This is a genomic window from Roseovarius carneus (assembly GCF_020141465.1).
In the GTDB taxonomy this organism is placed as follows: domain Bacteria; phylum Pseudomonadota; class Alphaproteobacteria; order Rhodobacterales; family Rhodobacteraceae; genus Roseovarius; species Roseovarius carneus.
In genome coordinates this window covers 462,716-487,944 of sequence record NZ_JAHSPD010000001.1, presented here as the reverse complement: position 1 = coordinate 487,944, position 25,229 = coordinate 462,716, and the positions used below count along the sequence as shown (strand labels likewise).

Below are 25,229 nucleotides of genomic sequence, written 5' to 3'. Positions count from 1 at the left end.
AAGGCCGTGCTAGCAGCGCGCGAGTTCGAGATGGACGGGCAGGGCTGACGCATTAAGCCGCGGGGAGCGGCTCAATGTTAGACACGTCGATTTCTTTGGCTGCTACCGCCATATCGTAATTCGTCTGCAAGTTTACCCAATAAGCCGGGGTAGTATTGAAAACGCGGGCGAGACGCAGTGCCGTATCCGGCGTGATCCCTGTGGTCCCCTTGATCAATCGCTCGATCCGCGTCCGAGGCACGCCCAGACGTCGCGCAAACGCGATTGCCCCCATGTCCAGGGGATCAAGGTACAGTTCTTTCAGGACTTCACCTGGGTGCATTGGGTCTTCAAGCAGGCTCATCAGTGTATCCTCTCAATGGTAATCGACAATCTCGACATCAGCCGGGCCGTTCGGCGTCCAGACAAAGCAGATGCGCCATTGCCCGTTGATCCGCACGGAATGTTGCCCAACCCGATCACCTTTCAGTTCTTCCAAATGGTTGCCAGGTGGAAACCGTAAATCCTCCACAACAACCGCAGCATCGAGCGCCGAGAGCATCGCCCGCGTGCGCTTCACCAAGTCACCGGGGGAGCCTTTGCCGTACTTTCCTTTTACGGCATTGGCGGCGGGTTTGCCTTTGGTGCTTTGGATCATATGAAGTATGTATCGCTAAATGATACTTGTGTCAATATGTGATACATAACCAGCGCACCTCAGTTTTCTTAGTTGAAAAGGCCCAGTTGTAAAGACAGCGAATTTCGCGAGGAACGCGTGAGACCTGTTAGAATGAGGCTTTGTGGCAAGCCACTTCCGAGACCGGATTTAGGCAGCTGTCAAACTGGCTTTCGAAGTTGCAGGCTCTCGATATCCCGAGGCATGCTGCCTATATGATGTATGTATGAAAAGCAAAGTGGATAGATTTTGATTGATCGCCTAAAGATTTGGCTAGTTTCCCAATCTTGGTTTTGGAGGGCCAAGACAAGGATAGGGAGAATACGGTTCTTCTTTGAACGCAGTGCTTACAAGCGCGGCGCTTCAATTTCTCAAGCTGGCACAAATGCAAAGATTTTGGGCTCTCTGACATCAATCGGAGTGAAAAGTCTGGTTTGGGTTGTATTGGCGTTGGCAGCTTCGATTTTTGTCGAAGGCATAATCAGACGCAACACAAGTTGGCTTCAACCGCTCAGCGGAGGTGACAGAGAATTCATAGTTGAACAACTTCGGATGTACGCGCAGCTGCTGACTGCAATCTTTTCTATCTATTTTGCTACGATTGGCATCATCTTGAGCGCCGGTTACACGCGGCTTCGGCGGGACATAATCCAGCTGTTGACGAGTGAGCAGGTGGGAAGTGTTTATTCTCGCGTCTTGGTCTTAGCAGCGGTTTTTTGTTTGACTGCAACATCCCTCCCAATGTTTGGTTTTGAGCCTGGGTTTGTGAACTACATCCTCGGGACTTTTTTGACCCTTGCGAGCTCTTTGGCTCTGTTTCCCTTAGGGCAAAGACTGTTTAACTTTTTTGATCTCAATCAGTTGGCCAGAAGCGAAATCCTGCCCAGTATCGCACGACACATCGAGGGTGCCGCTAATCCGAAAAACTCGATTTCTCTTGCAAACCACCATTCGAAGGCAGCGCGCCAGTCGCTAGAACAACTCGCATATATTGACGATAGACTTCAGTCTGAAGCAGAGACGCTAGGCGATACACTGCCTGCGCTAAGTGATGACTACTCAGCCCTGATGCTGCACTACCTAAGGCAGAAGCATAAGATCGATCATGAAAGCTATTGGTTTCCGCGAAAAAGACAACATAAGCAGTGGTTCTTTGCTGGAGATAGCGCGACCTCGATGGCTCTGCAAACAAGTAGCCAGCTGACGGTCGAAGAGAAGGCGGATCTGCAATGGTTCGAAGGCGAGATCGTCGACAGACTGATGGGACACATCGGACTCGCATTGGGACGTAAGGACTATGAGTTAGCGCTGAGGCTTATCAGCCGCTTTTCGGCCCGGGTCTCGACCTATGCTGAGCAATTTCAGTTCGAGATTGGTATGCAAGAACTGAAGAAAATCAAAGACATCATAGAACGATCCTTTGCTTCACCAGACGCTGCAGACGACAGCGATATGACACGGATAGCGATTGCAGATACTTGGGCGGCGCTCGGCAGTAATCTCTGTCTTGAAACACTCCGACGCATGATGACCTTCGAAAAGGAGTTGAAGGAATTTTTCGATGCAGACGTATGGACGGATGAGTCGCTTCACAGCCTGCCAGCGTTTCTTCAAGTAGAACTAGCTTTCATCGTTGAACGCATCGACTTCGAAAGACAGATTGAAGGGCAGCGTCTGTCCAAGCCAAAATATGTCCAGCAATTGGCGGTTCAAAAGCTGTTGCAACAATACGCAAAAATAGTGCCCGAAATATGTAGTTTCCATGCAGAACTAGTGCCTAATTTTGTCAAGTCTTTGACTGAAATGAAAATGTCGGAGGCCGCAACACAAGTCGTGCTTGCAAGCTTACACAGCCATTGGAAGCTGCCACGCTGGTTCGAAGAGTTGACCCAACTTTTCGAAAGATACGGCGCTTACATGCATTATTCCGAAACTCAGTACGCTTTGCCCCAAATCGACACACAGAGTTTGGCAGAACGTTTGTCAAATACGCGCGACGAAAGTGTTGCGTTGCTAGCAAGTCCAGACATGATTGGGCACATCTTTGAGCACGAGCACAGTGACGACTTTCCTGATCATTTCGGGCAAATATATTTTGAACTTGCTGAAGCATGCATCCAAGCTCTTCAGCAGAATGACGAAGATAAGTTCGGCAAAGTCTTTCCAATGTTTTTCGCGTTGGCGTTACTAGCATCGGATACGAAATTTGCGGATCCGACGCTTGATGTAAACGATGAGTTCCGCTTGCATCTTATCTCGACAGTGATCAATGACTTAGCTTCAGTCTTGGGCTTCGCCATCCTTTATGGAGAGTACTTTGACAACGCAAAGCTGTCGATCGCCGCTCTAGCTAAGTTCTCATCATGGATTGAAAAACCTACAGACCAGAAGCAGTATCTCAAGAGGATGTTACTTATCTCTAATCCTCACAGTTTTAGCATGGGCGCGTCTCCGAGGGGCTTGATCCGGATTGGTTGGAAGATGGCGTTCGAACAGCGTGCGCGAAGCGACGGCTATGGCGATCAAATCAGCTACCGAAGAGGTAATCCGCATGAGAGCAAAGTAGTCAATGAATTTCTGCGATCACATGCAGAAGCATCTCATTTGTTCTTTGCAATGCAGGTCTTACCGCTTGTTGATCCAGCAGATTTTGACATGGATCGTCAGATAACTAGCCTCGCAAGCCACTTGCGTGAAGACGATGCGAAGGGTTCGGAATGAAGGTAAGATGGGCCCAGCCGGCACTTCGGCATCAGTTGCATGAAGAAGAAATTGGTCTGCTAGACAGGCTGTTGATCAAGCCTCAAAGAGACCGACTTGATTTTAACCGAAGGATGTTTGACGAGGATTTCGCAAGAGTTTTCCACCATACTAACCGTCGTACGGGCGAACTTTTTGAGTTGGAGACGAACGATCAGGAGCTTTCAGATCGTTTGCTTGGCAACGTGAAGACGCGATACGGACCACACCCAGTTGATGAAACCATCTACGAGCTAGTCGAGGAAATCGCGCAATCTTTGGTATGGTTTCGTGACGCGTACTATTTCCTGCATGATGATGCTGAAAAGGGCGAGACCCATATCGTGTCCTTTGCCACGGATCGAGTTTTCAAATGTTTAGGCCTATACTTTCAGTATTTGCCGAAAAGGACCCAGTCGCACTGGGACAAAGAAGATGAAGCATTACCGCGTGAAATTCGTTTCCTGGACAAAACCAAACTCATTCATTTTCGACTTCCAAAGTTCATCAGGAAGATTCTAACTGCGCAAAACAAGATTTTAACGACCCTTGATAAGCATCATGGTGCTAGCACTGGCTTTTTCCCTCACGCCACCCACGACAACCCAAACCCGGTAAATCATTTTGACTTTCGCGTATGGAACGAAACTGTGGATCGAGCATTATATCGCGCTACACGGAGAACTGGTTGGAACGGGAGAAAGCATGACTCGTCCAAGAGATCAGATTTTTTTGACTGCTACCGCCTGATTAAGTTTCGTCGAAATCAGATTACTTTGCGGGATCAAATATTGGTGCAGCTGGGTGACGAGCTTTCACGCGTTGGTCGTCGCTACTCTCCAGATTTTAGAATTTCGATTTCGGCTACTGGCGCTTTGCCGAGTATCGGGGAACTTGATGAATTGGATGCGAAGCTGACGCGCGAAGAGGTCGGTTTCTCGGAGATTATCGATTTCTGTTTCAAGCGTTAAGCCGACTCAGCGTCTTAAACCAGCTCCCGTTTGTGTGACCGTCCCTGCGTTTCGCCGAGCATGTTGATGATGATCCCCAAGTCGTTCTCCTAGTATTCTTCAGTTTACTAACTGGTCCCAAGAAATGCTCACGAAGCCACTTACACTTGGTTCCAGTTACGCGGGCAAAGGGACCCTAAAACAGCTTTGGCCTTTCGCTCACTCTTGGGTCAAACGCTCCAATTTCTTGCTGGCGAAATGCAAGGTAAGAACAGAGCCGGTCAGCACAGGAACAAGAGCGCCCGCCACGGCAACACAGAAAAGCAAGCATGCTGTGAACCAAGTAAAATCTGTGCCTCGTTCGAAGAGGTTGAAATGAAGAAAGCCCGCAAGATAGACGGCACAGACGCCGAGGTATAGGTCATAGAGCGGCGATAGAGGGTCGATAGCAGTTCGTTGCGCTCGTTCCAAAGCTGCCTGACGGATACGCTTCCAATTTTCGCTTGGTTTTTGCATCTGCTTACTCCCTTACAAGTTCAATCCATGTGTGAACGTCATCGTCCGTCACTTCGCGCCCTTCGACGTGTGACTGATACCAGCGGGCGACGATGGCACCGCGTTTCTCGCTTTTGATCTTGATGGCTTCTTCATTGAGGTGCTGGTCGAGCGAGGTCTCAATCCTCTTGAGTGCGTCAAAGTCATGGGCTGCGCGCACTGCTTTGGTTCCTAACAATATCCAAGCTGCGTCCACGTCGAACCGATCAGCCATTGCGACAAGGGCTTCAACCGGCAGGCCGCGCTGGCCCTTTTCGTAGCTGTGATACGCGCGATGTGAGACACCAATCGCCTCTGCCATGGCGGTTTGCGTCAGGCCGACTTCATTGCGTGCAATCGCAAGACGCGCACCCATGGAAGTGAAGACAGACTTAGAATCCTGCGCCATGCAAGGTTCCCTATTGACGAAGCAGTCATATCGCGCGAAACTGCACAAAATGACGCATAATTACTATCAATCCCATCTGACCACGTCAGAAGGTGCGGAACAAGCGATTCCATGCGTACAGAAAACTCAACCCAAGCGGACAAGGATGACTGAAATGGCAGAAATCGACAAAACCGACAGCTCGCAAATCCTTGGACTCGGCAAGACGCCAGCGCAGTGGGTGGAGATCATGGCCGAGCGAGAGATTGAAATATCTGAGCGTACGCTGCGCGAACGGGCAAATGAGACAGGTGCATTCTATCGGCTGGGGCGGACCATGCTGATCACACCCGCGCAGATCGACACGATTTTTGAAGGAGGTCAGTCATGCCGCTCCAAATCTACAAGAGGGGTCGCTTCTACTGGGTTAAGGGCTGGGTCGAGTACAACGGCAGGCGCATCGCTGGCCCATACCGGAGAAGCACTAAGGCATCTACAGAAGCGGGCGCGCGGGATTGGGTAGCGCTTGAAACTGAACTGCAGATACGTCGACATGTTGTTGGTGACGAGATCAGCAAGACATTTTCAGATGCAATCATGCTCTACAACGCCTCCGAAGAAGACGCTGAGCGACTCATTCCAATTGTCAAAGAGATTGGGGCCATGCCGCTGACGGACATCACAGGCGCTTTGTTGAAAGGCTTTGGTCCAGATTGGAAACCGATGGCATCGACCGATACTTGGTGGAGGGAAATCGTTACTCCGGCAAGCGCTGTCATCAACAATGCACACCAGTTATTGGGAACGCCTCTCATCCGCGTAAAGCCCTATGACAAATTTGAACGCATTTCGCAGGACAAACTGCGCGACAAGCCGAGTCGTGTTGAGCGCACCCCTGCGGACAAGGAGTGGATCGAAGCGTTTTGCCGCGCAGCTGATCCATACAACGCGGCGCTGGTCCGGTTCATGTTCGAGACGGCGGCGCGGATCGATCAGGCTGTTTCGTTAGAACCTCATGATCTGCGGCCCGCCGAGAACAAGGTTAAGGTGAAGGCCCAGAAGGGACACCCCGAGAGCTGGATCACGGTATCGCCAGAGATGATGGCCGAACTGCTGGCCTTGCCACCAAAGCGACCCAAGAACCGCAAGACTGGCAAGTTCATGAAGCCGCGCGTTTTTGGCTATGGCAGCTCGACCGGGTACAACACACGCTGGAAGACCATCTGCAAGCGGGTTGGCATCCAATACCTATCCGCGCACCAAGCAGGGCGTCATGGGTTCTTCACCGAATTAGTTGTCCGGCAGGGCGTCGATCCGGTCACAGCGGCCAAGGCCGGACGCTGGGCTGACCCAAATTTGCCCATGCGCATCTATGCCCATGCAGAGACCGATGAGGCCGATGTCAGGGCCCGTTTTCGCACAAACCATGTACAGGAAGACCCTGTACAGACACCCAAGCAACAGAAATCAAAGAAGGAATAACGCTATGAACGGTTCCCTCCTAAGGGGCAGGTTGCAGGTTCGAATCCTGCCGGGGTCGCCAAAAATATACCTATTTTTATCCATTACCGGCCTGCTTAATTTGTGACGGCCTCACCATAAAGGCGGTGCTTTGCGGGATGTCGAAGATGGGCCCGCGCAACACAGTTGTTTTTTGGCCTCAGGTGCACTGGCTGTTCTTCGGGTGCTGGGCTGGTTCGGCAGGCGAAACCGCATACTAATTCGCAAGCAGTGCATGATCGCAGAGGGCTTGTTGCAGTTTAAAGCATTTGCGAAAAACCTGAATCACTGGTTTTCGTGAAACGCGCACATCATTTGAGCGTTCCGCGCGTTTCGTCTCAATTGAGTGCCTCAAGTTTAAGGCGAAACGCTTTAATGCACGAAAAAGGTCGCGGACAAACCGACCGATGGCATGTCCAGACTGAGTGGCAGTTTGATCTATATTATGATGTCTTTTCCAGCAAAAGACACATGCTCAGATTTACTCTGAGGGAATAGGTTGAAAGCCGTCGTGTTAAACAGTGAGACGTGAGGTGCCTCTAGAGAGACGTCTTACGAACCTGTTTAAAAAGCAGATTTGATAAACATAGTCTTTGTTTGACAAACAAAACGCCCACCCGCAGTGGCCTCTTGCTACCCAACAGGGCTTAGCCTGCCAGATTGCACCACGCAGGCAACGTGTCGCCCTCAGCTTTGTGCGCCGCGTAAACGCCTCGCGCGATCGCGCGCGCCATGCAGGTCGCCGCGACATGTCCCAGCATCAGCCTGTCACCGCCGTCCCGCGCGCCTGTGCTGACGGTAAAGATCAGATCCCCGTCCATGGGCGTGTGTGATGGCAAAAGCGCGCGCGCGAACCCATCATGGGCCGCCACGGCCATCCGTGTGCATTCAGCCTGGCTCAGGGCGGCATCCGTGGCAATGATCCCGATGGTGGTGGCCCCTTGCGCGCCCAGCTTGGTGCGTGGCATCTGAACCTCGCCAAACGCGGGTGGCAGGCCGCGCCCGCCAAACTCCGCGCCCATCTCAAACGGGGCGGCCCAAAACTCCGGACCACCGTTCACCAAGGGTGAGCCGAGCGCGTTGACAGCCACCAAGGCTCCCACCAAGTGGCCCGAGGGCAGCACCGCCGAGGCGGAACCGATGCCCCCCTTCACATCCGCGCAGATCGCGCCGGTGCCCGCGCCAAAACTGCCCAGATCGAATGCCTCGCCAGCTTGCACCAAAGCCTCCAGCCCCAAGGTGCGGTAGGGATTCGCATCCCAATCCTTTTGCCCGCCGTTCAAAAGATCAAAGAGGATTGCGCCCGGCACAATCGGCACGCGCGCCTCACCCACGGCAAATCCACGCCCCGCAGCGCGTAGCCCATCCACCACGCCTGAGCAGGCATCGAGGCCAAAGGCCGAGCCCCCGGACAGAACCAGCGCATCGACCTGATCCACCACCTTGTCGGGGGCAAGCAAATCGGTCTCCCGCGTGCCCGGCGCGCCGCCCATCACGTGCACCCCAGTGGTAAAGGGCTGCGCTCCGGTCAACACCGTCACCCCGCTTTTCAAAACCGCGTCCGAAGCCTGCCCGACCAAAAGGCCTGGCACATCGGTGATCAGGTTCCTTGCGCCGGGGCGGATGGTCATTGCTGTTTCCTTCTCATGGGTCTCTTGGATCATGGGCCTCACGCAAATTTATCTTGCCAGAATCCATAGGATCGGCAAGAAGAGCGTCAGGTCAGAGCGGTGGCGCCGCTCGTCCCATCAGGGGCAAAAGACCTTTGCACACACAGTCCTGAACGCCGGGATCTTTCTTTTTCAAGGAGGGTCGAAATGACTGCACGTCCTGAGTTCTACCGTTTTCACAACGGCGAAAAAGCCCCGCTGCAATTCTCCGCGTCCGAATATGACGCGCGCCTCAAGGGTCTGCGCGCGCGCATGGCCGAGTTGGGTGTTGAGGTGGCTGTGTTCACCTCCATGCACAATATCGCTTATTATAGCGGCTTTCTCTATTGCGCCTTTGGTCGCCCCTACGGCCTTGTTGTCACCGCCGACCAGGATGTGACCATCTCGGCCGGCATCGACGCGGGTCAGCCCTGGCGCCGCTGCCATGGCGACAACATCACCTATACCGATTGGCAGCGCGACAATTACTGGCGCGCGATCCTGTCCGTCTGTGGCACGGGCAAGGTTGTGGGCTATGAGGCCGACCACCTCACGCTCTTGCAGAAATCCAAGCTGGATGTGTTCATGCAGCCGTCCAAGTCCGTGGACATTGCAGGCGCCACCATGGTGCAGCGTATGGCCAAGAGCCCGGCCGAGCTGGAGCTGATCCGCAAATGCTGCAACGTGGCGGATGTGGGCGGCTATGCGATCAAAGATGCGGTCAAGGTCGGCACGCGCGAGATTGACGTGGCCATGGCGGGCCGTGACGCGATGGAAATGGAGATCGCAAAGGTCTTCCCCGATGCCGAATACCGCGACAGCTGGGTCTGGTTCCAATCAGGTATCAACACCGATGGCGCGCACAACCCCGTCACCGCGCGGCAATTGGAGCGTGGCGATATCCTCAGCCTCAACACCTTCCCGATGATCTCCAGCTACTATGTAGCCCTTGAGCGGACGATGTTCGTGGGTGAGGTCGATCCCGCCAGCCTGAAAATCTGGGAGGCCAACGTGGCCGCGCATGAATACGGCATGAGCCTTTTGAAGCCCGGTGTGTCCTGTGCCGAGGTGACGCACAAGATCAATGACTTCCTCGAAGAGCGCCAATTGCTGCAATACCGCACGTTCGGCTATGGCCACTCCTTCGGCATCCTGTCGCATTACTATGGCCGCGAGGCGGGGCTGGAGCTGCGCGAGGATATCGACACGGTGCTGGAGCCCGGCATGGTGATTTCGATGGAGCCGATGCTGACCATCGCTAATGATCAACCCGGTGCTGGCGGCTACCGCGAGCATGATGTTTTGATCATCACCGAGGACGGCAACGAGGATATCACGTATTATCCCTACGGGCCTGAGTTCAACGTCGTCGGCTAAGCCCGGCGTGAGCAAATCCAGCGAGGGGCGCGCACCCCGTGCCCCTCGTGACAGAGGCCGCTGGGCGTGTTAGGTGAGGTCTGCGCATTGTGAGGTCTGAACCTATGCCCCGCCCATTCGCGCTCTGATGCTTTCCGCCTTCATCCTTGCAGGCGCTACCGAGGCGCGGACCTTCGTGCGCCTGCGCCTTTCGGCGTGCGAGTAGGCCCCCGGCGCAGCACCCATTCGGATGGTGGACAAACCCCGCTCAATCGCTAAGTAAGTCTCAAAGGGGATAATCACCATGGCAGCACTTGTGCGGCTTATCATCATTGGCGGGATACTTTTGACCATCGTCTATGTGGCGTTGTCGATGTATTCGCGCGCTGTGCGGCGCGGCAAGCTTGAGGCCGATTGGAACGTGCAGGGCCGTCCGGGCAGCATGGAAGATTTCGTGGGCAAGGGGCTCAAGGAATATGAGGGCTCGCTGCGGCGCAAACTGATCCTGCTGGTCTATATCGTGCCCGTCAGCGTGGTCTCGACGATCGTTTATCTCACAAATTACAGCTAAGGGGGCCGCCATGCGCTATGCCAAATGGGTCTTCTGGGGTGTGTTCTGGACGTTTACCTTAGGGTTTTTGCATTACACCTTGCCACAGCATGATGTCGCGCGGATCACCGAGACGGATGTGCGCCGGATTGATCCGGGCGAGAACAGGCTCTTCTGGGCGCAGGCCGACATAGGCTCTGACGGCACTGCCACGAATCGCGATGTGTTTTTCATCTCCGCCGTGCTCACCAATGGCCGGGTGATGGTCTACCGCAATGAGGATACCGGCTGGGGCTGGCCGCCCTATTTCAAATTCGACAGCTCCAATCTTCATGCCGAGGCCGCTGACATGCGCTCCACCAGTGCGGCTCCGCAATGGGTGGTGATCAAACATTACGGCTGGCGGGCGGAGTTCCTCACGATCTTTCCCAACGCCATCTCCGTGCGCGCGGTGGACAGCCCCGATGTGCGCATCATCCCGTGGCTCAACATCATCATCCTGACTGCGCTCGCCGCTTTCTTCTGGGCCATCTATGCGCGCTGGCGCAAATGGCGCAAACGGCGTGCCGATCCGATGGTGGATGATATCCTCTGAATGGCTAAGTCCAGATTGCGTGAGGCTTAAGTCCAGTCTAGGCTGATCGCATGACCATATCCGTCGAGACATTCTTCCTCAGCCCCGATGCCACAGGCACGCTTCAGGCGCAGATTCAGCAGATGATCGCCGAGGGCATTCTGTCGGGCCGCTTTGCCAAGGGTGAAAAGCTGCCCTCGTCGCGCAAGCTGGCCCAGCATCTCGGGATCAGCCGGATCACCGTCACGCTGGCCTATACCGAGCTTCAGGCGAATGATTACCTCAGCGCGCGCGACCGGTCTGGGTTTTTCGTCTCGCAAAGCGCGCCTGAGCCGCCGCGCTTTGCCGCGATGCCCATGGGCGAGGACAAGATCGACTGGTCCCGCGCGTTGGGCCGCCGCTTTACCGGGGGGGCGACGCCTGAGAAGCCTCAGAACTGGTCCACCTATCGCTATCCGTTCGTCTATGGCCAGACCGATCCGAAGCTTTTTGATCACGCAAACTGGCGGCACTGCGCTCTGCGCGCGCTAGGCCAAAAGGATTTTCACGCGCTCACCACCGATTATTATGATCAGGACGACCCCAAGCTGATTGAGTTCATCGCGCGTCATACATTGCCGCGGCGGGGTATTCTGGCCGAACCGGATGAAATCCTCGTCACAATGGGCGCGCAGAACGCGCTTTGGATGACAGCACAGGTTTTGCTGACCCAGCGGCGTACGGCGGTGGTGGAAGACCCGTGCTATCACGCGTTGCGCGATATTCTGGAGCAATCGCGCTGTCATCTGGAGGTGGTTCCTGTTGATGAGGACGGTCTCCCGCCCGAGGCGCTGCCCGATCAGGCGGATGTCATTTTCTGCACGCCGAGCCACCAATGCCCGACCAACGCGACCATGCCCATGGCCCGGCGCTGCGCGCTTCTGGACAAGGCGTGCGCGATGGACGCCCTGATCGTGGAGGATGATTACGAGTTCGAGATGTCGTTTCTTGGCGCGCCGTCGCCCGCGCTCAAATCGCTCGATCGCGATGGGCGGGTGATCTATGTGGGCAGCTTCTCCAAATCCATCTTTCCGGGTCTGCGCCTTGGCTATCTTGTCGGGCCGCGCGCCTTTATCCGCGAGGTCCGCGCCCTGCGCGCCAGCGTCCTGCGTCATCCTCCGGGGCTGATGCAGCGCACGGCGGCCTATTTTCTCAGCCTTGGGCATTACGACAGCCTGATCCGCCGGATGAGCACCGTCTATGCAGGTCGCCGCGCGGTGATGGAGCAGGCGGCGGCGGAACTTGGCCTCACCGTGGCGGGGCGCGGCCTGCATGGCGGATCGTCCATCTGGATGCGCGCGCCGGAGGGGGCGGATATGGAGGCGCTCGGGCGGCGGTTGGGAGCCTTTGGCGTATTGATCGAGCCGGGCGCGCCGTTCTTTCACGGTGCGGATCCGCCACGCAATTTCTACCGCCTCGCGTATTCGTCCATCCCCAAGGAACGTATCCCCGAGGGGCTCGCCATCCTTGCACGCGAATTGGACGTGGCACCCACCGGAGCAACGCCGGACGCGCATTGAAATATGAGGGCGAGGGCCACCCCTCTGGCCTTATCCGATAGTCGCAACTGGCCCTACAGCGCTGTGCGGCGCGGCGATAAGTTCCAGGGCAGAATTCCGGCCAACTCCGCGCGCCCCGCGCCTCTCGTCATAAGGACGCTCCTCCCATGAAAATGACCACCGAAGAAGCTTTCGTCAAAACCCTGCAAATGCACGGGATCGAACATGCGTTCGGGATCATCGGCTCGGCCATGATGCCGATCTCTGATATTTTTGGCGAGGCGGGCATCAATTTCTGGGATTGCGCGCATGAAGGCTCTGGCGGGATGATGGCCGATGGCTACACCCGCGCGACCGGCAAGATGTCGATGATGATCGCCCAGAACGGCCCTGGCATCACCAACTTCGTCACCGCCGTGAAAACCGCCTATTGGAATCACACGCCGCTTTTGTTGGTCACACCGCAAGCCGCCAACAAGACGCTAGGGCAGGGTGGTTTTCAGGAGATGGAGCAAATGAACCTCTTCAAGGATTGCGTCGCCTACCAAGAGGAGGTGCGCGACCCCAGCCGCGTGGCCGAGGTCCTGAACCGCGTGATCCTTCAGGCCAAGCGCGCGAGCGCCCCAGCGCAGCTCAATATGCCGCGTGATTTCTGGACCCAAGTGATTGATATCGACCTGCCCGAGATTGTCACCTTCGAGCGTCCGAATGGTGGTGACGCGGCACTGGATCAGGCGGCGGCGCTCCTGTCGGAGGCCAAGTTCCCCGTCATTCTGAACGGTGCGGGCGTTGTTCTCGCCGGGGCGATCGGCGATAGCGCCGCGCTGGCCGAGCGTCTCGATGCGCCAGTCTGCGTGGGCTATCAGCACAATGACGCCTTTCCTGGCTCGCACCCTCTTTTTGCGGGGCCATTGGGCTATAACGGCTCCAAAGCCGCGATGGAGCTTATCTCGAAGGCGGACGTGGTGCTGTGTCTTGGCACCCGCCTCAACCCGTTCTCGACCCTGCCGGGATATGGCATGGATTACTGGCCCAGCGAGGCCAAGATCATTCAGGTCGATATCAACCCCGACCGCATTGGCCTGACCAAGAAGGTCAGCGTGGGCATCATTGGAGACGCGAAGAAAGTGGCGCAGTCCATCCTCGCAAAACTCTCCGGCATGGCGGGTGACGAGGGCCGCGAAGCGCGTCGCAACACCATCGCCCAGACGAAATCCGCATGGGCGCAGCAGCTCAGTTCCATGGACCATGAAGAGGATGATCCCGGCACGACATGGAACGAACGCGCGCGCGGTGCCAAGCCCGATTGGATGAGCCCCCGCATGGCGTGGCGCGCCATTCAGGCGGCTCTGCCGAAGGAGGCGATTATCTCGTCCGATATTGGCAATAATTGCGCCATCGGCAACGCCTATCCAAGCTTTGAAGAGGGCCGCAAATACCTCGCACCCGGTCTCTTTGGTCCTTGCGGCTATGGCCTGCCTTCGGTCGTTGGGGCCAAGATCGGCTGCCCGGATGTGCCTGTCGTGGGCTTCTCGGGCGATGGGGCTTTTGGCATTGCCGTGACCGAGCTGACGGCGATTGGCCGCGAGGAATGGCCTGCCGTGACGCAGATCGTGTTCCGCAACTACCAATGGGGCGCGGAAAAGCGCAACTCGACGCTTTGGTTTGACGATAATTTTGTCGGTACCGAGCTTGATGAGCAGGTCTCCTACGCGGGCATTGCCAAGGCGTGCGGCCTGCAAGGTGTGGTCGCCCACACGATGGAGGAGCTGACAGCGGCGCTCAACACCGCCATCGAGGACCAAATGAAACACGGGAAAACCACCCTGATCGAGGCGATGATCAACCAAGAGTTGGGCGAGCCCTTCCGCCGCGACGCGATGAAAGTCCCCGTGGCTGTGGCGGGCATCAACCGTGCGGATATGCGCCCCCAGCAAGTCTGAGTGGCACGACGCGCACGGGGCCGACCCAATCAAAGGGTCGGTCTTGTGGCACGCGGTGCGCCCATGAGAGGGTGTCGGGACCTATTCGCAAAGGACCTCGCATGAGCGACGATTATCCCTTTCTGTCCAAGGTCGCGCCTGTCGCGCCTGCACGCCTTATGGCCCAAGCGCACAGCCTGCCTGCCCCGCGCATGGCGCTGGTGAATGCGGGTGCGCCCGTGCCCCTGGCGGGGATACGCGAGGCGGCAGAGGCGGGGCTTGCGCGCCCCATTCTGATTGGTGATCGCTCCAAGATTGAAGCGGCGGCAGAGCAGATCGGCTATGACATTACCGGCCTCAGGGTGATCCATGCACCCCATGCCGAGGCCAGTTCTGCGGCGGCCAAGCTGGTGCGGGACGGGGAGGCGGATTCGATTATGAAAGGGCAGGTGCATACGACCACCTTTCTCAAGGGTCTGTTGCCCGCGCGCGCAGGGTTGCGCGCGCCGTCTGCGCGCTGTGGCCATGTCCTGCACATCACCATGCCGGGCCATGATCGGCCATTGCTGCTGACCGATGCGGCGCTGAATGTTGAGCCGTCGGTCGAGACACGGCAGGCCTGCCTGACCCACGCCGTGCGCCTCTTTGAGATGTTGGGCGCCGCGCGCTGCCCGCGCGCCGCCCTTCTGGGGGCCAGCGAGGACCCGGTCCCATCACTCTCTAACACCGTGCAAAGTGCCGAAATTGCTGCCTGGGCCCGCACTGCTGTGCCGCAGGCGGATGTGGCCGGACCGATTGCCATGGACCTGATCCTATCGCGCAGTGCCGCGCAGGTGAAAGGCTATGACAGCCCTGTCGCAGGGGATGCCGATATTATCGTGACCCCGAACATCACCAGCGCAAACGCCCTTTTCAAGCTCATGGTTCTGGGCATGGGGTGTTGTGCGGGCGGGCTTGTCATGGGCGCGCGTGTGCCAATCCTGCTGACGTCCCGCAGTCAGGGGAGTGCTGCACGACTTGCCTCGGCGGCGCTGGGTGCGATTGTTGCACATGGCGCGCGCGCATGAGTGCGCCCGCGATCTTGGTGCTGAACACCGGGTCATCCTCGGTGAAGGCGGCTGTGTTTGACGGGGCGCTGGCGGAGATTGCGGCGGCAGACGTCACGGGCCTTGGCGGCGGGGCGCGCGCGCCGATCCTGCGGGCGGCAGGCCAGTCCGGGCCGATAGCGGGCCACGATACACAGGCCGCCATTTTGGCGATTTTGCACGCGCTCAAACATGTTCCGGTCGATATTGTGGCGCACCGCGTTGTGCATGGCGGTGCCGCACTGACCCGGCCCGCGCGTCTCACGGGCGATGTCATAGAGGCAATCGAGGCGATGGTGCCGCTTGCCCCTTTGCACAATCCGCCCGCGCTGGCCGGGATCCACGCGATCACAGCACAGCGCCCCGATCTGCCGCAATATGCGAGCTTTGATACCGCCTTTCATGCGGATCAACCCGACCTCGCCAGCACCTATGCCCTCCCCGAGGCGCAACGCGCAGCGGGCATCAGGCGCTATGGGTTTCATGGGCTAAGCTATGCGGCGATGGTTGCGCAGTTTGACACGGACCTGCCCGAGCGTCTGCTTGCGCTACATCTGGGCAACGGGGCCTCGCTTTGTGCAATTCACAAGGGCCGCTCGGTGGCCAATTCCATGGGGTATTCGCCGCTTGAGGGTCTGGTGATGGGCACGCGCACCGGAAGCATTGATGCGATGGCGGTGCTGAGGCTTGCGGATGACATGGGCACCGAGGCTGCCGCGCGTCTGCTGAATACGCAATCGGGGCTGCTGGGCCTTGCCGGGACAAATGACATGCGCACCCTGTTGGACACAGATACGCCCGAGGCGCGCTTTGCGGTGGAGCATTTTTGCTATTGGGCGGCGCGCCATGCCGGATCGGCAATCGTTGCGATGGGCGGGCTGGACGCTATCGCCTTCACCGGGGGCATCGGCGAGCACGCACCGCAGATACGTGACCGGATCACGGCGCAGCTTGCGCTCTTCGGGCGCGTGCCGGTTCATGTCATCCCCGCCGCTGAGGAACGCCAGATCGCAAGCGATGCATTGCGACAACACCAACGATCCCCTACCAATGAATAATCGCACTATCAGCGTTGGAGGGCGCCCATGATGGAAAACCCCGGTTTGAACCTGTCGCCATCCGTTTCCGACGAGGTGCGAAAGACCACCTGCTATATGTGCGCCTGCCGTTGTGGGATCGACGTACACATAAAGAACGGTAAGGTCGCCTATATCGAAGGCAACCGCGATCACCCGGTCAACAAGGGCGTTCTTTGCGCGAAAGGCGCGGCGGGGATCATGCAGGTCAACGCGCCGTCGCGGCTACGCAATCCGCTCAAACGGGTCGGGCCGCGCGGCTCGGGTGAGTTTGAGGAGATCAGCTGGGACGAAGCGCTGGAGATTGCCACCGATTGGCTTGCCCCCATCCGTGCCGAGGCCCCCGAGAAGCTCGCGTTCTTCACAGGGCGCGATCAGTCACAAAGCTTTACCAGCCTGTGGGCGCAAAACTTCGGCACGCCGAATTATGCGGCCCATGGCGGGTTTTGCTCGGTAAATATGGCCGCCGCTGGCATCTACACGATGGGTGGCGCGTTTTGGGAGTTTGGCCAGCCCGATTGGGACCATACCAAGCTTTTCATGCTCTTTGGTGTGGCCGAGGATCACGACAGCAACCCGATCAAAATAGGGCTCGGCAAGATCAAGGCGCGCGGCGCGCGGGTGATTGGCGTGAATCCGATCCGCACCGGGTATAACGCCGTGGCGGATGATTGGGTGGGGATCACGCCCGGCACCGATGGTCTGTTTATCCTCAGCCTGATCCACGAATTGATGAAGGCGGGCAAGATTGATTTGGACTATCTCGCCCGCTACACCAACGCGCCTGTGCTTCTGAACGGGGATGAAAGCAGCCCCGAGCATGGGCTTTTCCTACGCAATGAGGACGGTAAACCGCTGGTCATCGACCGCCGTACCGGAAAGCCAGCACCCTTCGATGGCAAGGGCGTGCGCCCCGATCTGAGTGCGACCTACCGCAAGGCCGGGATCAGCCACCGCACTGTGATGCAGCTTATGGCTGAGCGCTATCTTGACCCTGAATACGCACCGGAGGCCGCGGCCAAGCGCTGCGGCATCACCGCCGATAAAATCCGCACCATCGCCGCCGAGATTGCCCGCGTGGCGTTTGACGAGGCGTTCGAGCTTGACCACGAATGGACCGATTTCCGGGGCGAGACGCATAAGACGATGACAGGCCGCCCGGTCAGCTTTCATGCCATGCGTGGCGTCTCGGCCCATTCCAACGGGTTCCAGACCTGCCGCGCGCTGCATGTGTTGCAGATCATCCTCGGCACGGTGGAGGTGCCCGGCGGCTTCCGGTTCAAGCCGCCCTATCCCAAACCCGTCAGCATCCACCCCACACCGCATTGCAAAGTCACACCGGGCAAGCCGCTCGATGGCCCCCACCTTGGCTTCGTGCGTGGCCCCGAAAACCTCGCCCTGCGCGAGGATGGAACCCCTGCGCGCATCGACAAGGCGTTCACGTGGGAAAACCCGATGAGCGCCCATGGCCTGATGCATATGGTCATCTCGAACGCCCACGCGGGCGATCCCTACAAGATCGACACGCTGTTCATGTATATGGCCAACATGTCTTGGAACTCGTCGATGAACACCGGCGGCGTCATGGACATGCTCACCGACACCGACGAGAATGGCGATTACGTCATCCCCCGGATCATCTATTCGGATGCCTATAGCTCCGAAATGGTGGCCTATGCGGACCTGATCCTGCCCGATGCAACATATCTTGAGCGGCACGACTGCATCTCGCTGCTGGATCGCCCGATATGCGAGGCCGATGGCGCCGCAGACGCCATCCGCTGGCCTGTGATCGAACCTGACCGCAATGTGCGCGGCTTCCAATCGGTGCTCTGTGAGCTTGGCGCGCGCCTGAACCTGCCCGGCTTCACCAATTCGGACGGCACCCAGAAATATGCCGATTACGCCGATTACATCACCAATCACGAGCGTAAGCCCGGCATCGGCCCCCTCGCGGGCTGGCGCATGGGCGAAAACGGTCTGACCCATGGGCGCGGTGGCCCAAATGAGGCGCAGCTTGACGCCTATATCAAGAATGGCGGCTTCTTCTCCACGCATATCCCCGACGGCGCGCAATATTATAAACCGTGGAACATGGCCTATCAGGACTGGGCGGTGACCCTCGGCCTTTATGACACCCCTCAGCCCTACCTCTTTGAGATCTACTCCGAGCCAATGCGCAAATTCCAACTGGCCGCCGAAGGTCATGGCGACCGCCAGCCTCCCGACCACCTGCGCGCCCGGATCAAACAGATGATGGACCCGCTCCCCTTCTGGTATCCCGCCCTTGAGGAAGAAGCCGTGGACAAGGGCGACTATCCCATCCACGCCCTCACCCAGCGCCCGATGGCGATGTATCACAGCTGGGGCAGCCAAAACGCATGGCTGCGCCAGATCCACGGCCACAACCCGCTCTATGTGCCCACCAAACTTTGGGAGGCGAACGGGTTTGCAGATGGCGACTGGGCCCGCGTCTCGTCGGTCCATGGCGCGATCACTGTACCCGTGGCCCATATGGCCGCGCTGAATGAAAACACCGTCTGGACGTGGAATGCGATCGGCAAACGCAAAGGCGCATGGGCGTTGAGCGAGGACGCGCCCGAGGCCACCAAAGGCTTTTTGCTCAATCACCTGATCCACGAGCTGCTTCCGCCCAAGGGTGACGGGCTGCGTTGGTCCAATTCCGACCCGATCACTGGACAGGCCGCCTGGTTCGACCTGCGCGTGAAAATTGAGAAAACCACCGTCCCTACTGAAACACAGCCTGCCTTGCCGCCGATCAAATCCCCCGTGGGCAAGGGCCCGGACACGCTGGCATGGAAGGTTGGCACATGACCCCCACCCAACGCACATTGCTCGCGATCCTCGCCTTCGTCGCGATCAGCCTTGGCTCCTTCATCTGGTATATCGCCACATGGGACCCGGCCGAGCGTGAGCCGATCTCATATCTCAGCCCGCCTCATCTTCTTGCTCAAAATATCCCGGAGGAGTCGTCGAATTTCAACAGAAATTCGACGTTGGGTGCAGCACCCCATCCATGCCCGAAAACACAAAGGAGCGCCTGATATGACCACGCTTCCCAAAACCACGCAAAAAAAGCTCGGCCTCGTGATCGACCTTGATACATGCGTCGGATGCCATGCCTGCGTGATCTCCTGCAAGGGCTGGAACACCGAGAATTACGGCGCGCCTCTCAGTGATCAGGACCCGTATGGCGCGGAGCCTACGGGCACGTTTCTCAACCGCGTGCACAGCTATGAGGTGCAGCCCCTCGCCACCTCTCAGATGCCCCACCCGGCGGCACAGCTCATCCACTTCCCCAAATCCTGCCTGCATTGCGAGGACGCGCCCTGCGTCACCGTCTGCCCCACCGGGGCCAGCTACAAGCGCGAGGAGGACGGGATCGTTCTAGTGAATGAGGCTGATTGTATCGGCTGCGGTCTGTGCGCATGGGCCTGTCCTTACGGCGCGCGCGAGATGGACGCGCAAGAGGGCGTAATGAAAAAATGCACCCTCTGCGTTGACCGGATCTATAACGAGAACCTCCCCGAGATCGACCGCGAGCCCGCCTGCGTGCGCACCTGCCCCGCTGGCGCGCGCCACTTTGGCGATTTCGCTGACCCAGAGAGCAACGTAAGCCGCCTCACGGCAGAGCGCGGCGGGATGGAGCTTATGCCCGAGCAGGGCACCAAACCCGTCAACCGCTATCTCCCGCCCCGTCCAAAGGATCAGATGGACGCACCGCACCTCACGGACACGCTCGCCCCCCATCTCGCGCCTGTGGTGGACGCGCCCAAGGGCTTCATGAGCTGGCTCGACAAAGCCCTCGATAGGATCTGAGATGCACCCGGCCCCTTCTGTGATCGTCTTCACCACCCTTTCGGGTCTGGGCTTCGGCCTGTTGGTCTTCCTTGGCCTTGGGATGCCTGCTGTAACGGGCCTCAACGCGTTCATCTTTTTCGCCATCGCCTACATCCTTGCGGTGGGGGGGCTCATGGCCTCCACCTTTCACCTTGGCCATCCTGAGCGCGCGCTCAAAGCCTTCAGCCAATGGCGCAGCTCATGGCTCAGCCGCGAAGCTTGGGCCGCTCTACTGGCGCTTTTGGTCATGGCCGTCTTTGGCGCAGGGCTCGTGTTTCTGGGCGTGCGGTTCAGCCTGCTTGGCCTTTTCGGTGCGGCGCTCAGCCTCGCCGTGGTCTTCACCACCTCGATGATCTACGCGCAGCTCAAGACAATCCCACGCTGGAACACCCATATGACGCCTGTGCTCTTTCTCAGCCTGTCGCTCGCGGGTGGGGCCCTTCTGGCGGGGCAGATCACATATGCGCTGATCTTGCTGCCGCTGGCCGGGGTGGTGCAGGTGCTGTGGTGGATGCAAGGCGACAAGGCGCTGGGCCAGTCCAGCACCAACATCGCCACGGCCACAGGGCTGGGTGAAGGCGGCACCGTCCGCGCGTTTGAGCCGCCCCATACCGGGACAAACTATCTGCTGCGCGAATTCGTCCACGTGGTGGGCCGCAAACACGCGCAAAAACTCCGCGTGATCGCGTTCGGGCTAGGCTATGCCCTCCCGGTGATCCTGCTCCTCTTGCCGTTCTCCCACGCCCTCGCAGGCGTCGCCGTGCTCAGCCACCTCGCCGGTGTCGTCACCTCCCGTTGGCTCTTCTTTGCAGAGGCCGAGCATGTGGTAGGGCTTTATTATGGGAAGCGGGTGGCCTGAGGGTTTGGTGAATTGTGGGGTCATAAGAGCGGGATTGTGCACATTTCAGATCTCCGCTTAGAATGTGCGAATATCTGCTTCGACTAACCGTTCAAAAAACGGTGGTTTTTGGTATGTTTCGCGTAACCAGACATGGAAGCTTAGAGCCCGAGCGTCGTGTTGCCAACGCTACTTAAACGCTTGATGCAATCCTCGATCCTTCAAGGAGTATGTTAGTGACGATATCAGTAATTTGGCAAGACGGAGGTTATCAATGGTGTGCAGCAGATACTCGGCTTGTTGCCGGTTCAGATGAAAAACCTACGACCGAACTAGCCGCGAAAATATATACAATTCCAGTAGCAGTCACAGCAATGACTGAAGGTTTTGCTCGTACTTCACATTACTGGACCCAATATGGCTTCACGTATGCGGGTGCAGTTTTGCCAGCGACAATGACTGCTGTGACAGCTTCAACTTTCCTTCAAAAACTAGTCTGCCCGGGAGGTCTATCTAATCCACCCTCCTTCGAAGAGATCGCTAGTTTTATATGCCGTTTGGCAGAGCGTTTTATGAAGGAAAGACGCCAATTATCTGGAGAATATCCTAGTGATGAAGGGCTTTTTTCAGCAGCGTTATTCGGATGGTGTCCATTTGAAGAAAAATACAAATTAGCACACATTGACGCCCGATCAGAGGCAAGCTTCAGGGTAGAACTGAACTTTCCGCAACCACCTCAAACGGACGGCGACCCGTGGCTTATATTAGGCAGTGCAGAAAAGACGTTCAGAAAAGAGCTTGCTGCATACCGGAGCACAGAGACGCATATCACTAGAAATACGCCCCGTCGCGTAATCGAGAAAATGGTAATTGAAAGACCAGATAGAACTGTGGGTGGTGCTACTTCTATCGGCGCAGCGCATAAACGTGGCTTCGATATATTCTACGCTTTAGAACCAATTGAGCACGGTCAAACCCAAGTGCGCCGATTGTTCAATGGACTGGATTTGGATACTGATGTTGGGCAAATTGGTCAGTATTTTGTGGGGATCAACGGCATGGCGTAGTGTCCATCCTCTACAGCCCCTCCTTTTTGTCGCTGTCAAAAACCTTCAAAATTCATGAAGTTGCTGAAGGTTTTTGCTTCATGTATGGATATAGCAAAAATCCACGCACCATGCAGCACCGGTAACTCTGGGCTCACATCCGACGTTCCCCCCATTCCCCCACCTCCCCCAAACCAAGAAAGGCCCCGCCATCACGGCGGGGCCTTTCTTCATTTCTAACGAGGCTGAGCCTTAGTCGTCGCCGGTCTTCAGCGCCGCGCCAAGGATATCGCCGAGCGATGCACCGGAGTCGGACGAACCGAACTGCTCCACTGCTTCTTTCTCTTCGGCAATCTCGCGGGCCTTGATGGACAGGCCCAGACGGCGGGTCTTGGCGTCCACGTTGGTCACGCGCACATCGACCTTGTCGCCGACCGAGAAGCGATCCGGGCGTTGCTCAGCGCGGTCGCGGCTGAGGTCTGAGCGGCGGATGAAGGATTTCATGCCCTCATATTCCACTTCGACGCCACCATCCTCGATGGACGTCACTTCGACCGTGATGATCGAGCCGCGCTTCACGCCGTCAATCGCCTCGGAGAACTTGTCACCGCCAAGCGCCTTGATGCTGAGCGAGATGCGTTCCTTTTCGGTGTCCACTTCGGAGACCACGGCCTGAACCATGTCGCCTTTGCGGTAGTTCTGGATCGCGTCTTCGCCACGCTCGTCCCAGCTGATATCGCTGAGGTGAACCATGCCGTCGATCTCGCCTTCAAGGCCGATGAAGAGACCGAATTCGGTGATGTTCTTGACCTCACCCTCGACCTCTTTGCCCTCGGGATGCGTTTCCGCAAAGACTTCCCATGGGTTGCGCATGGTCTGCTTGAGACCGAGCGACACACGGCGCTTGGCGCTGTCGATTTCCAGAACCATGACTTCGACTTCCTGAGAGGTCGACACGATCTTGCCGGGGTGCACGTTCTTCTTGGTCCACGACATTTCCGAGACGTGAACCAGACCTTCGACACCGGCCTCCAGCTCCACAAAGGCGCCGTAATCGGTGATGTTGGTCACGCGGCCTGTGTGCGTCGAATCCAGCGGATATTTCGCGGCCACCAGATCCCATGGATCGTCTTGCAACTGCTTCATGCCGAGGCTGATGCGGTGCGTCTCTTTGTTGATCTTGATGACCTGAACATTCACCGTCTCGCCGATCGCGAGGATTTCGGAAGGGTGGTTCACACGGCGCCATGCCATGTCGGTCACGTGCAACAGGCCGTCCACACCGCCAAGGTCCACAAAGGCCCCATATTCGGTGATGTTCTTGACGACGCCTTCGACATTGTCGCCCTCGGTCAGCTTGCCGATAACCTCGGCGCGCTGCTCGGCGCGGCTTTCCTCAAGGATCGCACGGCGCGAGACAACGATGTTGCCCCGGCGACGGTCCATTTTGAGAACCTGGAAGGGCTGCTTGAGACCCATGAGGGGGCCTGCATCACGCACGGGGCGGACATCAACCTGAGAGCCGGGCAGGAACGCAACAGCGCCGCCCAGATCAACGGTAAAGCCGCCTTTGACACGGCCAAAGATCGCGCCTTCGACACGCTCTTCATCGGCATAGGCCTTCTCAAGGCGGTCCCATGCTTCCTCACGGCGCGCCATCTCGCGAGAGATAACAGCCTCACCGCGCGAATTTTCGGCCGAGCGCAGGAACACTTCAACTTCGTCACCGACGTTGATTTCGGGCGCTTCACCGGGATTTGCGAATTCTTTGAGATCGACGCGGCCTTCCATCTTGTAGCCGACATCGATGATGGCCTGGCCCGCTTCAACAGCGATCACCTTGCCTTTGACAACAGTGCCCTCTTCGGGCGTGTCCATTTCGAAGCTTTCATTCAGAAGGGCTTCGAAGTCTTCCATAGATACGTTTTGAGCCATGTGGCGTTTCAATCCTAACTGGTTTTGTGTCTGGCCGTGCGGTTGGTTCCGCCGGTCTGGGTTGATGCCCCTTTAAGTGGGGATGGTTTCTTCGGTCGAATGATTCGCGAAACGAATGAAGGGTCGGACGATCCGACCCTGCCTGTCTCACATGCCCTGCGATGTGTTCACCTTGCGGGCAAGCGCGCGTATATGGCGATATCGGGCCAAATGCAAGGGCCGCCCCGCGCAGGTCGGCGCATGGGCGGCATAGGAGGGGCGAAGCGCAGCTGCGAGAGTGCCGTTACCCCAAATGTGGGCCTTAGCCCTGCCCGGCCAATCGCTCTGCCGTCACGCGAAGGGCTACTGCCACAGCCTGCTCAATCGACATCTCGGACGTATCCAAAAGCACCGCATCCTCCGCCGCCTTCAAAGGGGCCGTGGCCCGCGCGCTGTCGCGTGCATCGCGCTGCTGCAAATCGCTCAGCACCTCTTCAAGGGTCAGATCCATCCCTTTGGCGCAAAGCTCCGCATGCCTGCGCGCCGCACGCACATCATCCGTGGCAGTGACGTAAAGCTTCACCTCCGCCTCAGGGCAGATCACCGTGCCAATGTCGCGCCCGTCCAAAACAGCGCCGCCCGCGCGTCGCGCAAAAGCCCGCTGGAAATCTACCAGCGCCGCGCGCACTTCGGGAAGGGCCGCCACGCGGCTTGCGGCTTGGGCGACTTCCGGCGTGCGCAAAGCGTCCGCCTCCAGATCCGCCGCCCCAAGGCCGCGCGCCGCCTCCACGGGCTCCAACCCGTCCAGCATCCGCCGCCCGGTGGCACGATACAACAACCCGGTATCCAGATGCGCAAAGCCAAAATGCGCCGCGACCCGCTTGGCAACCGTGCCCTTGCCCGCCGCCGCTGGCCCGTCAATTGCAATTGTGAAGGTCATATAGCCCCCTTTGAAAGCTGCCCCTGCCTAAGCAAAGCGCGCGCCCGGCTCAACCAAAAGGATTTGCGCGGGGCTTCAGAAGCGTCACCGCTTGGCCCTTCTTCTGAGCGAAAA

22 protein-coding genes are annotated in these 25,229 nt (G+C 57.8%); 15 read left to right on the top strand and 7 right to left on the bottom strand.

Going from position 1 to position 25,229, the window contains the following annotated elements; translation table 11 throughout:
• Positions 1-52: 52 nt before the first annotated feature.
• Positions 53-343 (bottom strand): HigA family addiction module antitoxin, encoded by a 291-nt coding sequence (locus tag KUD11_RS02460; protein ID WP_109386912.1) that lies wholly within the window; start codon positions 341-343, stop codon positions 53-55.
• A 12-nt stretch (positions 344-355) separates the two neighbouring features.
• Positions 356-637 (bottom strand): type II toxin-antitoxin system RelE/ParE family toxin, encoded by a 282-nt coding sequence (locus KUD11_RS02455; protein ID WP_109386914.1) that lies wholly within the window; start codon positions 635-637, stop codon positions 356-358.
• A gap of 438 nt (positions 638-1,075) precedes the next feature.
• On the opposite strand from KUD11_RS02455, the gene KUD11_RS02450 reads away from it, so the two are divergent.
• Both KUD11_RS02450 and KUD11_RS02445 read left to right on the top strand, forming a co-directional pair.
• Positions 1,076-3,376, top strand: coding sequence for a hypothetical protein (locus KUD11_RS02450; RefSeq protein WP_219930179.1), 2,301 nt, complete (start codon positions 1,076-1,078; stop codon positions 3,374-3,376).
• On the top strand, positions 3,373-4,365 hold the full coding sequence (locus tag KUD11_RS02445; protein ID WP_109386918.1) for a hypothetical protein: 993 nt from the start codon (positions 3,373-3,375) through the stop codon (positions 4,363-4,365). Before KUD11_RS02450 ends, KUD11_RS02445 begins: the two co-directional genes overlap by 4 nt.
• A gap of 198 nt (positions 4,366-4,563) precedes the next feature.
• Here the strand turns inward: KUD11_RS02445 and KUD11_RS02440 are convergent, their stop codons facing one another.
• Positions 4,564-4,860 carry a hypothetical protein gene (locus tag KUD11_RS02440; RefSeq protein WP_109386920.1) on the bottom strand — a complete coding sequence of 99 codons (297 nt, stop codon included), beginning with the start codon at positions 4,858-4,860 and terminating at the stop codon, positions 4,564-4,566.
• A 4-nt stretch (positions 4,861-4,864) separates the two neighbouring features.
• Positions 4,865-5,287, bottom strand: coding sequence for a helix-turn-helix domain-containing protein (locus KUD11_RS02435; RefSeq protein ID WP_109386922.1), 423 nt, complete (start codon positions 5,285-5,287; stop codon positions 4,865-4,867).
• Positions 5,288-5,653: 366 nt separating this feature from the next.
• Between KUD11_RS02435 and KUD11_RS02430 the strand changes: the two genes are divergently transcribed.
• A complete protein-coding gene (locus KUD11_RS02430) occupies positions 5,654-6,748 on the top strand; it encodes a tyrosine-type recombinase/integrase (protein ID WP_109386924.1) in 1,095 nt (364 codons plus the stop codon).
• 665 nt (positions 6,749-7,413) lie between these two features.
• Here the strand turns inward: KUD11_RS02430 and KUD11_RS02425 are convergent.
• A complete protein-coding gene (locus KUD11_RS02425) occupies positions 7,414-8,430 on the bottom strand; it encodes a P1 family peptidase (RefSeq protein ID WP_224380278.1) in 1,017 nt (338 codons plus the stop codon).
• A 153-nt stretch (positions 8,431-8,583) separates the two neighbouring features.
• Here KUD11_RS02425 and KUD11_RS02420 point away from each other — a divergent pair, with 153 nt between their 5' ends.
• The 12 genes from KUD11_RS02420 to KUD11_RS02365 all read left to right on the top strand — a co-directional run bounded on the left by KUD11_RS02420 (position 8,584) and on the right by KUD11_RS02365 (position 22,282).
• The gene (locus tag KUD11_RS02420) at positions 8,584-9,792 is read left to right on the top strand and encodes an aminopeptidase P family protein (protein ID WP_109386926.1); all 1,209 of its coding nucleotides are present in this window, start codon (positions 8,584-8,586) and stop codon (positions 9,790-9,792) included.
• A gap of 283 nt (positions 9,793-10,075) precedes the next feature.
• A complete protein-coding gene (locus KUD11_RS02415; RefSeq protein WP_109386930.1) occupies positions 10,076-10,342 on the top strand; it encodes a hypothetical protein in 267 nt (88 codons plus the stop codon).
• 10 nt (positions 10,343-10,352) lie between these two features.
• The gene (locus KUD11_RS02410) at positions 10,353-10,916 is read left to right on the top strand and encodes a DUF1523 family protein (protein ID WP_109386932.1); all 564 of its coding nucleotides are present in this window, start codon (positions 10,353-10,355) and stop codon (positions 10,914-10,916) included.
• A 50-nt stretch (positions 10,917-10,966) separates the two neighbouring features.
• Positions 10,967-12,454: a MocR-like pyridoxine biosynthesis transcription factor PdxR gene (gene pdxR, locus KUD11_RS02405; protein ID WP_109386934.1), complete on the top strand. Its 1,488-nt coding sequence runs from the start codon at positions 10,967-10,969 to the stop codon at positions 12,452-12,454.
• 146 nt (positions 12,455-12,600) lie between these two features.
• Positions 12,601-14,376, top strand: a complete 1,776-nt coding sequence (gene xsc, locus KUD11_RS02400; protein WP_109386936.1) for a sulfoacetaldehyde acetyltransferase — start codon at positions 12,601-12,603, stop codon at positions 14,374-14,376.
• Between the two features lie 101 nt (positions 14,377-14,477).
• A complete protein-coding gene (locus tag KUD11_RS02395) occupies positions 14,478-15,422 on the top strand; it encodes a phosphate acyltransferase (protein ID WP_109386938.1) in 945 nt (314 codons plus the stop codon).
• Positions 15,419-16,498 carry an acetate/propionate family kinase gene (locus KUD11_RS02390; protein ID WP_109386940.1) on the top strand — a complete coding sequence of 360 codons (1,080 nt, stop codon included), beginning with the start codon at positions 15,419-15,421 and terminating at the stop codon, positions 16,496-16,498. The genes KUD11_RS02395 and KUD11_RS02390 overlap by 4 nt, the downstream gene beginning before the upstream one ends.
• Before the next feature lie 27 nt (positions 16,499-16,525).
• Entirely contained in the window at positions 16,526-19,351 is a 2,826-nt protein-coding gene (locus KUD11_RS02385) for a molybdopterin oxidoreductase family protein (protein ID WP_109386942.1), read from the top strand.
• Positions 19,348-19,581: a hypothetical protein gene (locus tag KUD11_RS02380; protein WP_181375365.1), complete on the top strand. Its 234-nt coding sequence runs from the start codon at positions 19,348-19,350 to the stop codon at positions 19,579-19,581. Before KUD11_RS02385 ends, KUD11_RS02380 begins: the two co-directional genes overlap by 4 nt.
• Before the next feature lies 1 nt (position 19,582).
• Positions 19,583-20,356 (top strand): 4Fe-4S dicluster domain-containing protein, encoded by a 774-nt coding sequence (locus KUD11_RS02375; RefSeq protein WP_109386946.1) that lies wholly within the window; start codon positions 19,583-19,585, stop codon positions 20,354-20,356.
• A 1-nt stretch (position 20,357) separates the two neighbouring features.
• A complete protein-coding gene (locus tag KUD11_RS02370) occupies positions 20,358-21,236 on the top strand; it encodes a dimethyl sulfoxide reductase anchor subunit family protein (protein WP_109386948.1) in 879 nt (292 codons plus the stop codon).
• Between the two features lie 215 nt (positions 21,237-21,451).
• On the top strand, positions 21,452-22,282 hold the full coding sequence (locus KUD11_RS02365; RefSeq protein WP_109388331.1) for a hypothetical protein: 831 nt from the start codon (positions 21,452-21,454) through the stop codon (positions 22,280-22,282).
• A gap of 231 nt (positions 22,283-22,513) precedes the next feature.
• Here the strand turns inward: KUD11_RS02365 and rpsA are convergent, their stop codons facing one another.
• Both rpsA and KUD11_RS02355 read right to left on the bottom strand, forming a co-directional pair.
• Entirely contained in the window at positions 22,514-24,196 is a 1,683-nt protein-coding gene (rpsA, locus tag KUD11_RS02360; protein ID WP_109386950.1) for a 30S ribosomal protein S1, read from the bottom strand.
• 301 nt (positions 24,197-24,497) lie between these two features.
• Positions 24,498-25,115, bottom strand: a complete 618-nt coding sequence (locus KUD11_RS02355) for a (d)CMP kinase (protein WP_109386952.1) — start codon at positions 25,113-25,115, stop codon at positions 24,498-24,500.
• Between the last annotated feature and the right edge of the window lie 114 nt (positions 25,116-25,229).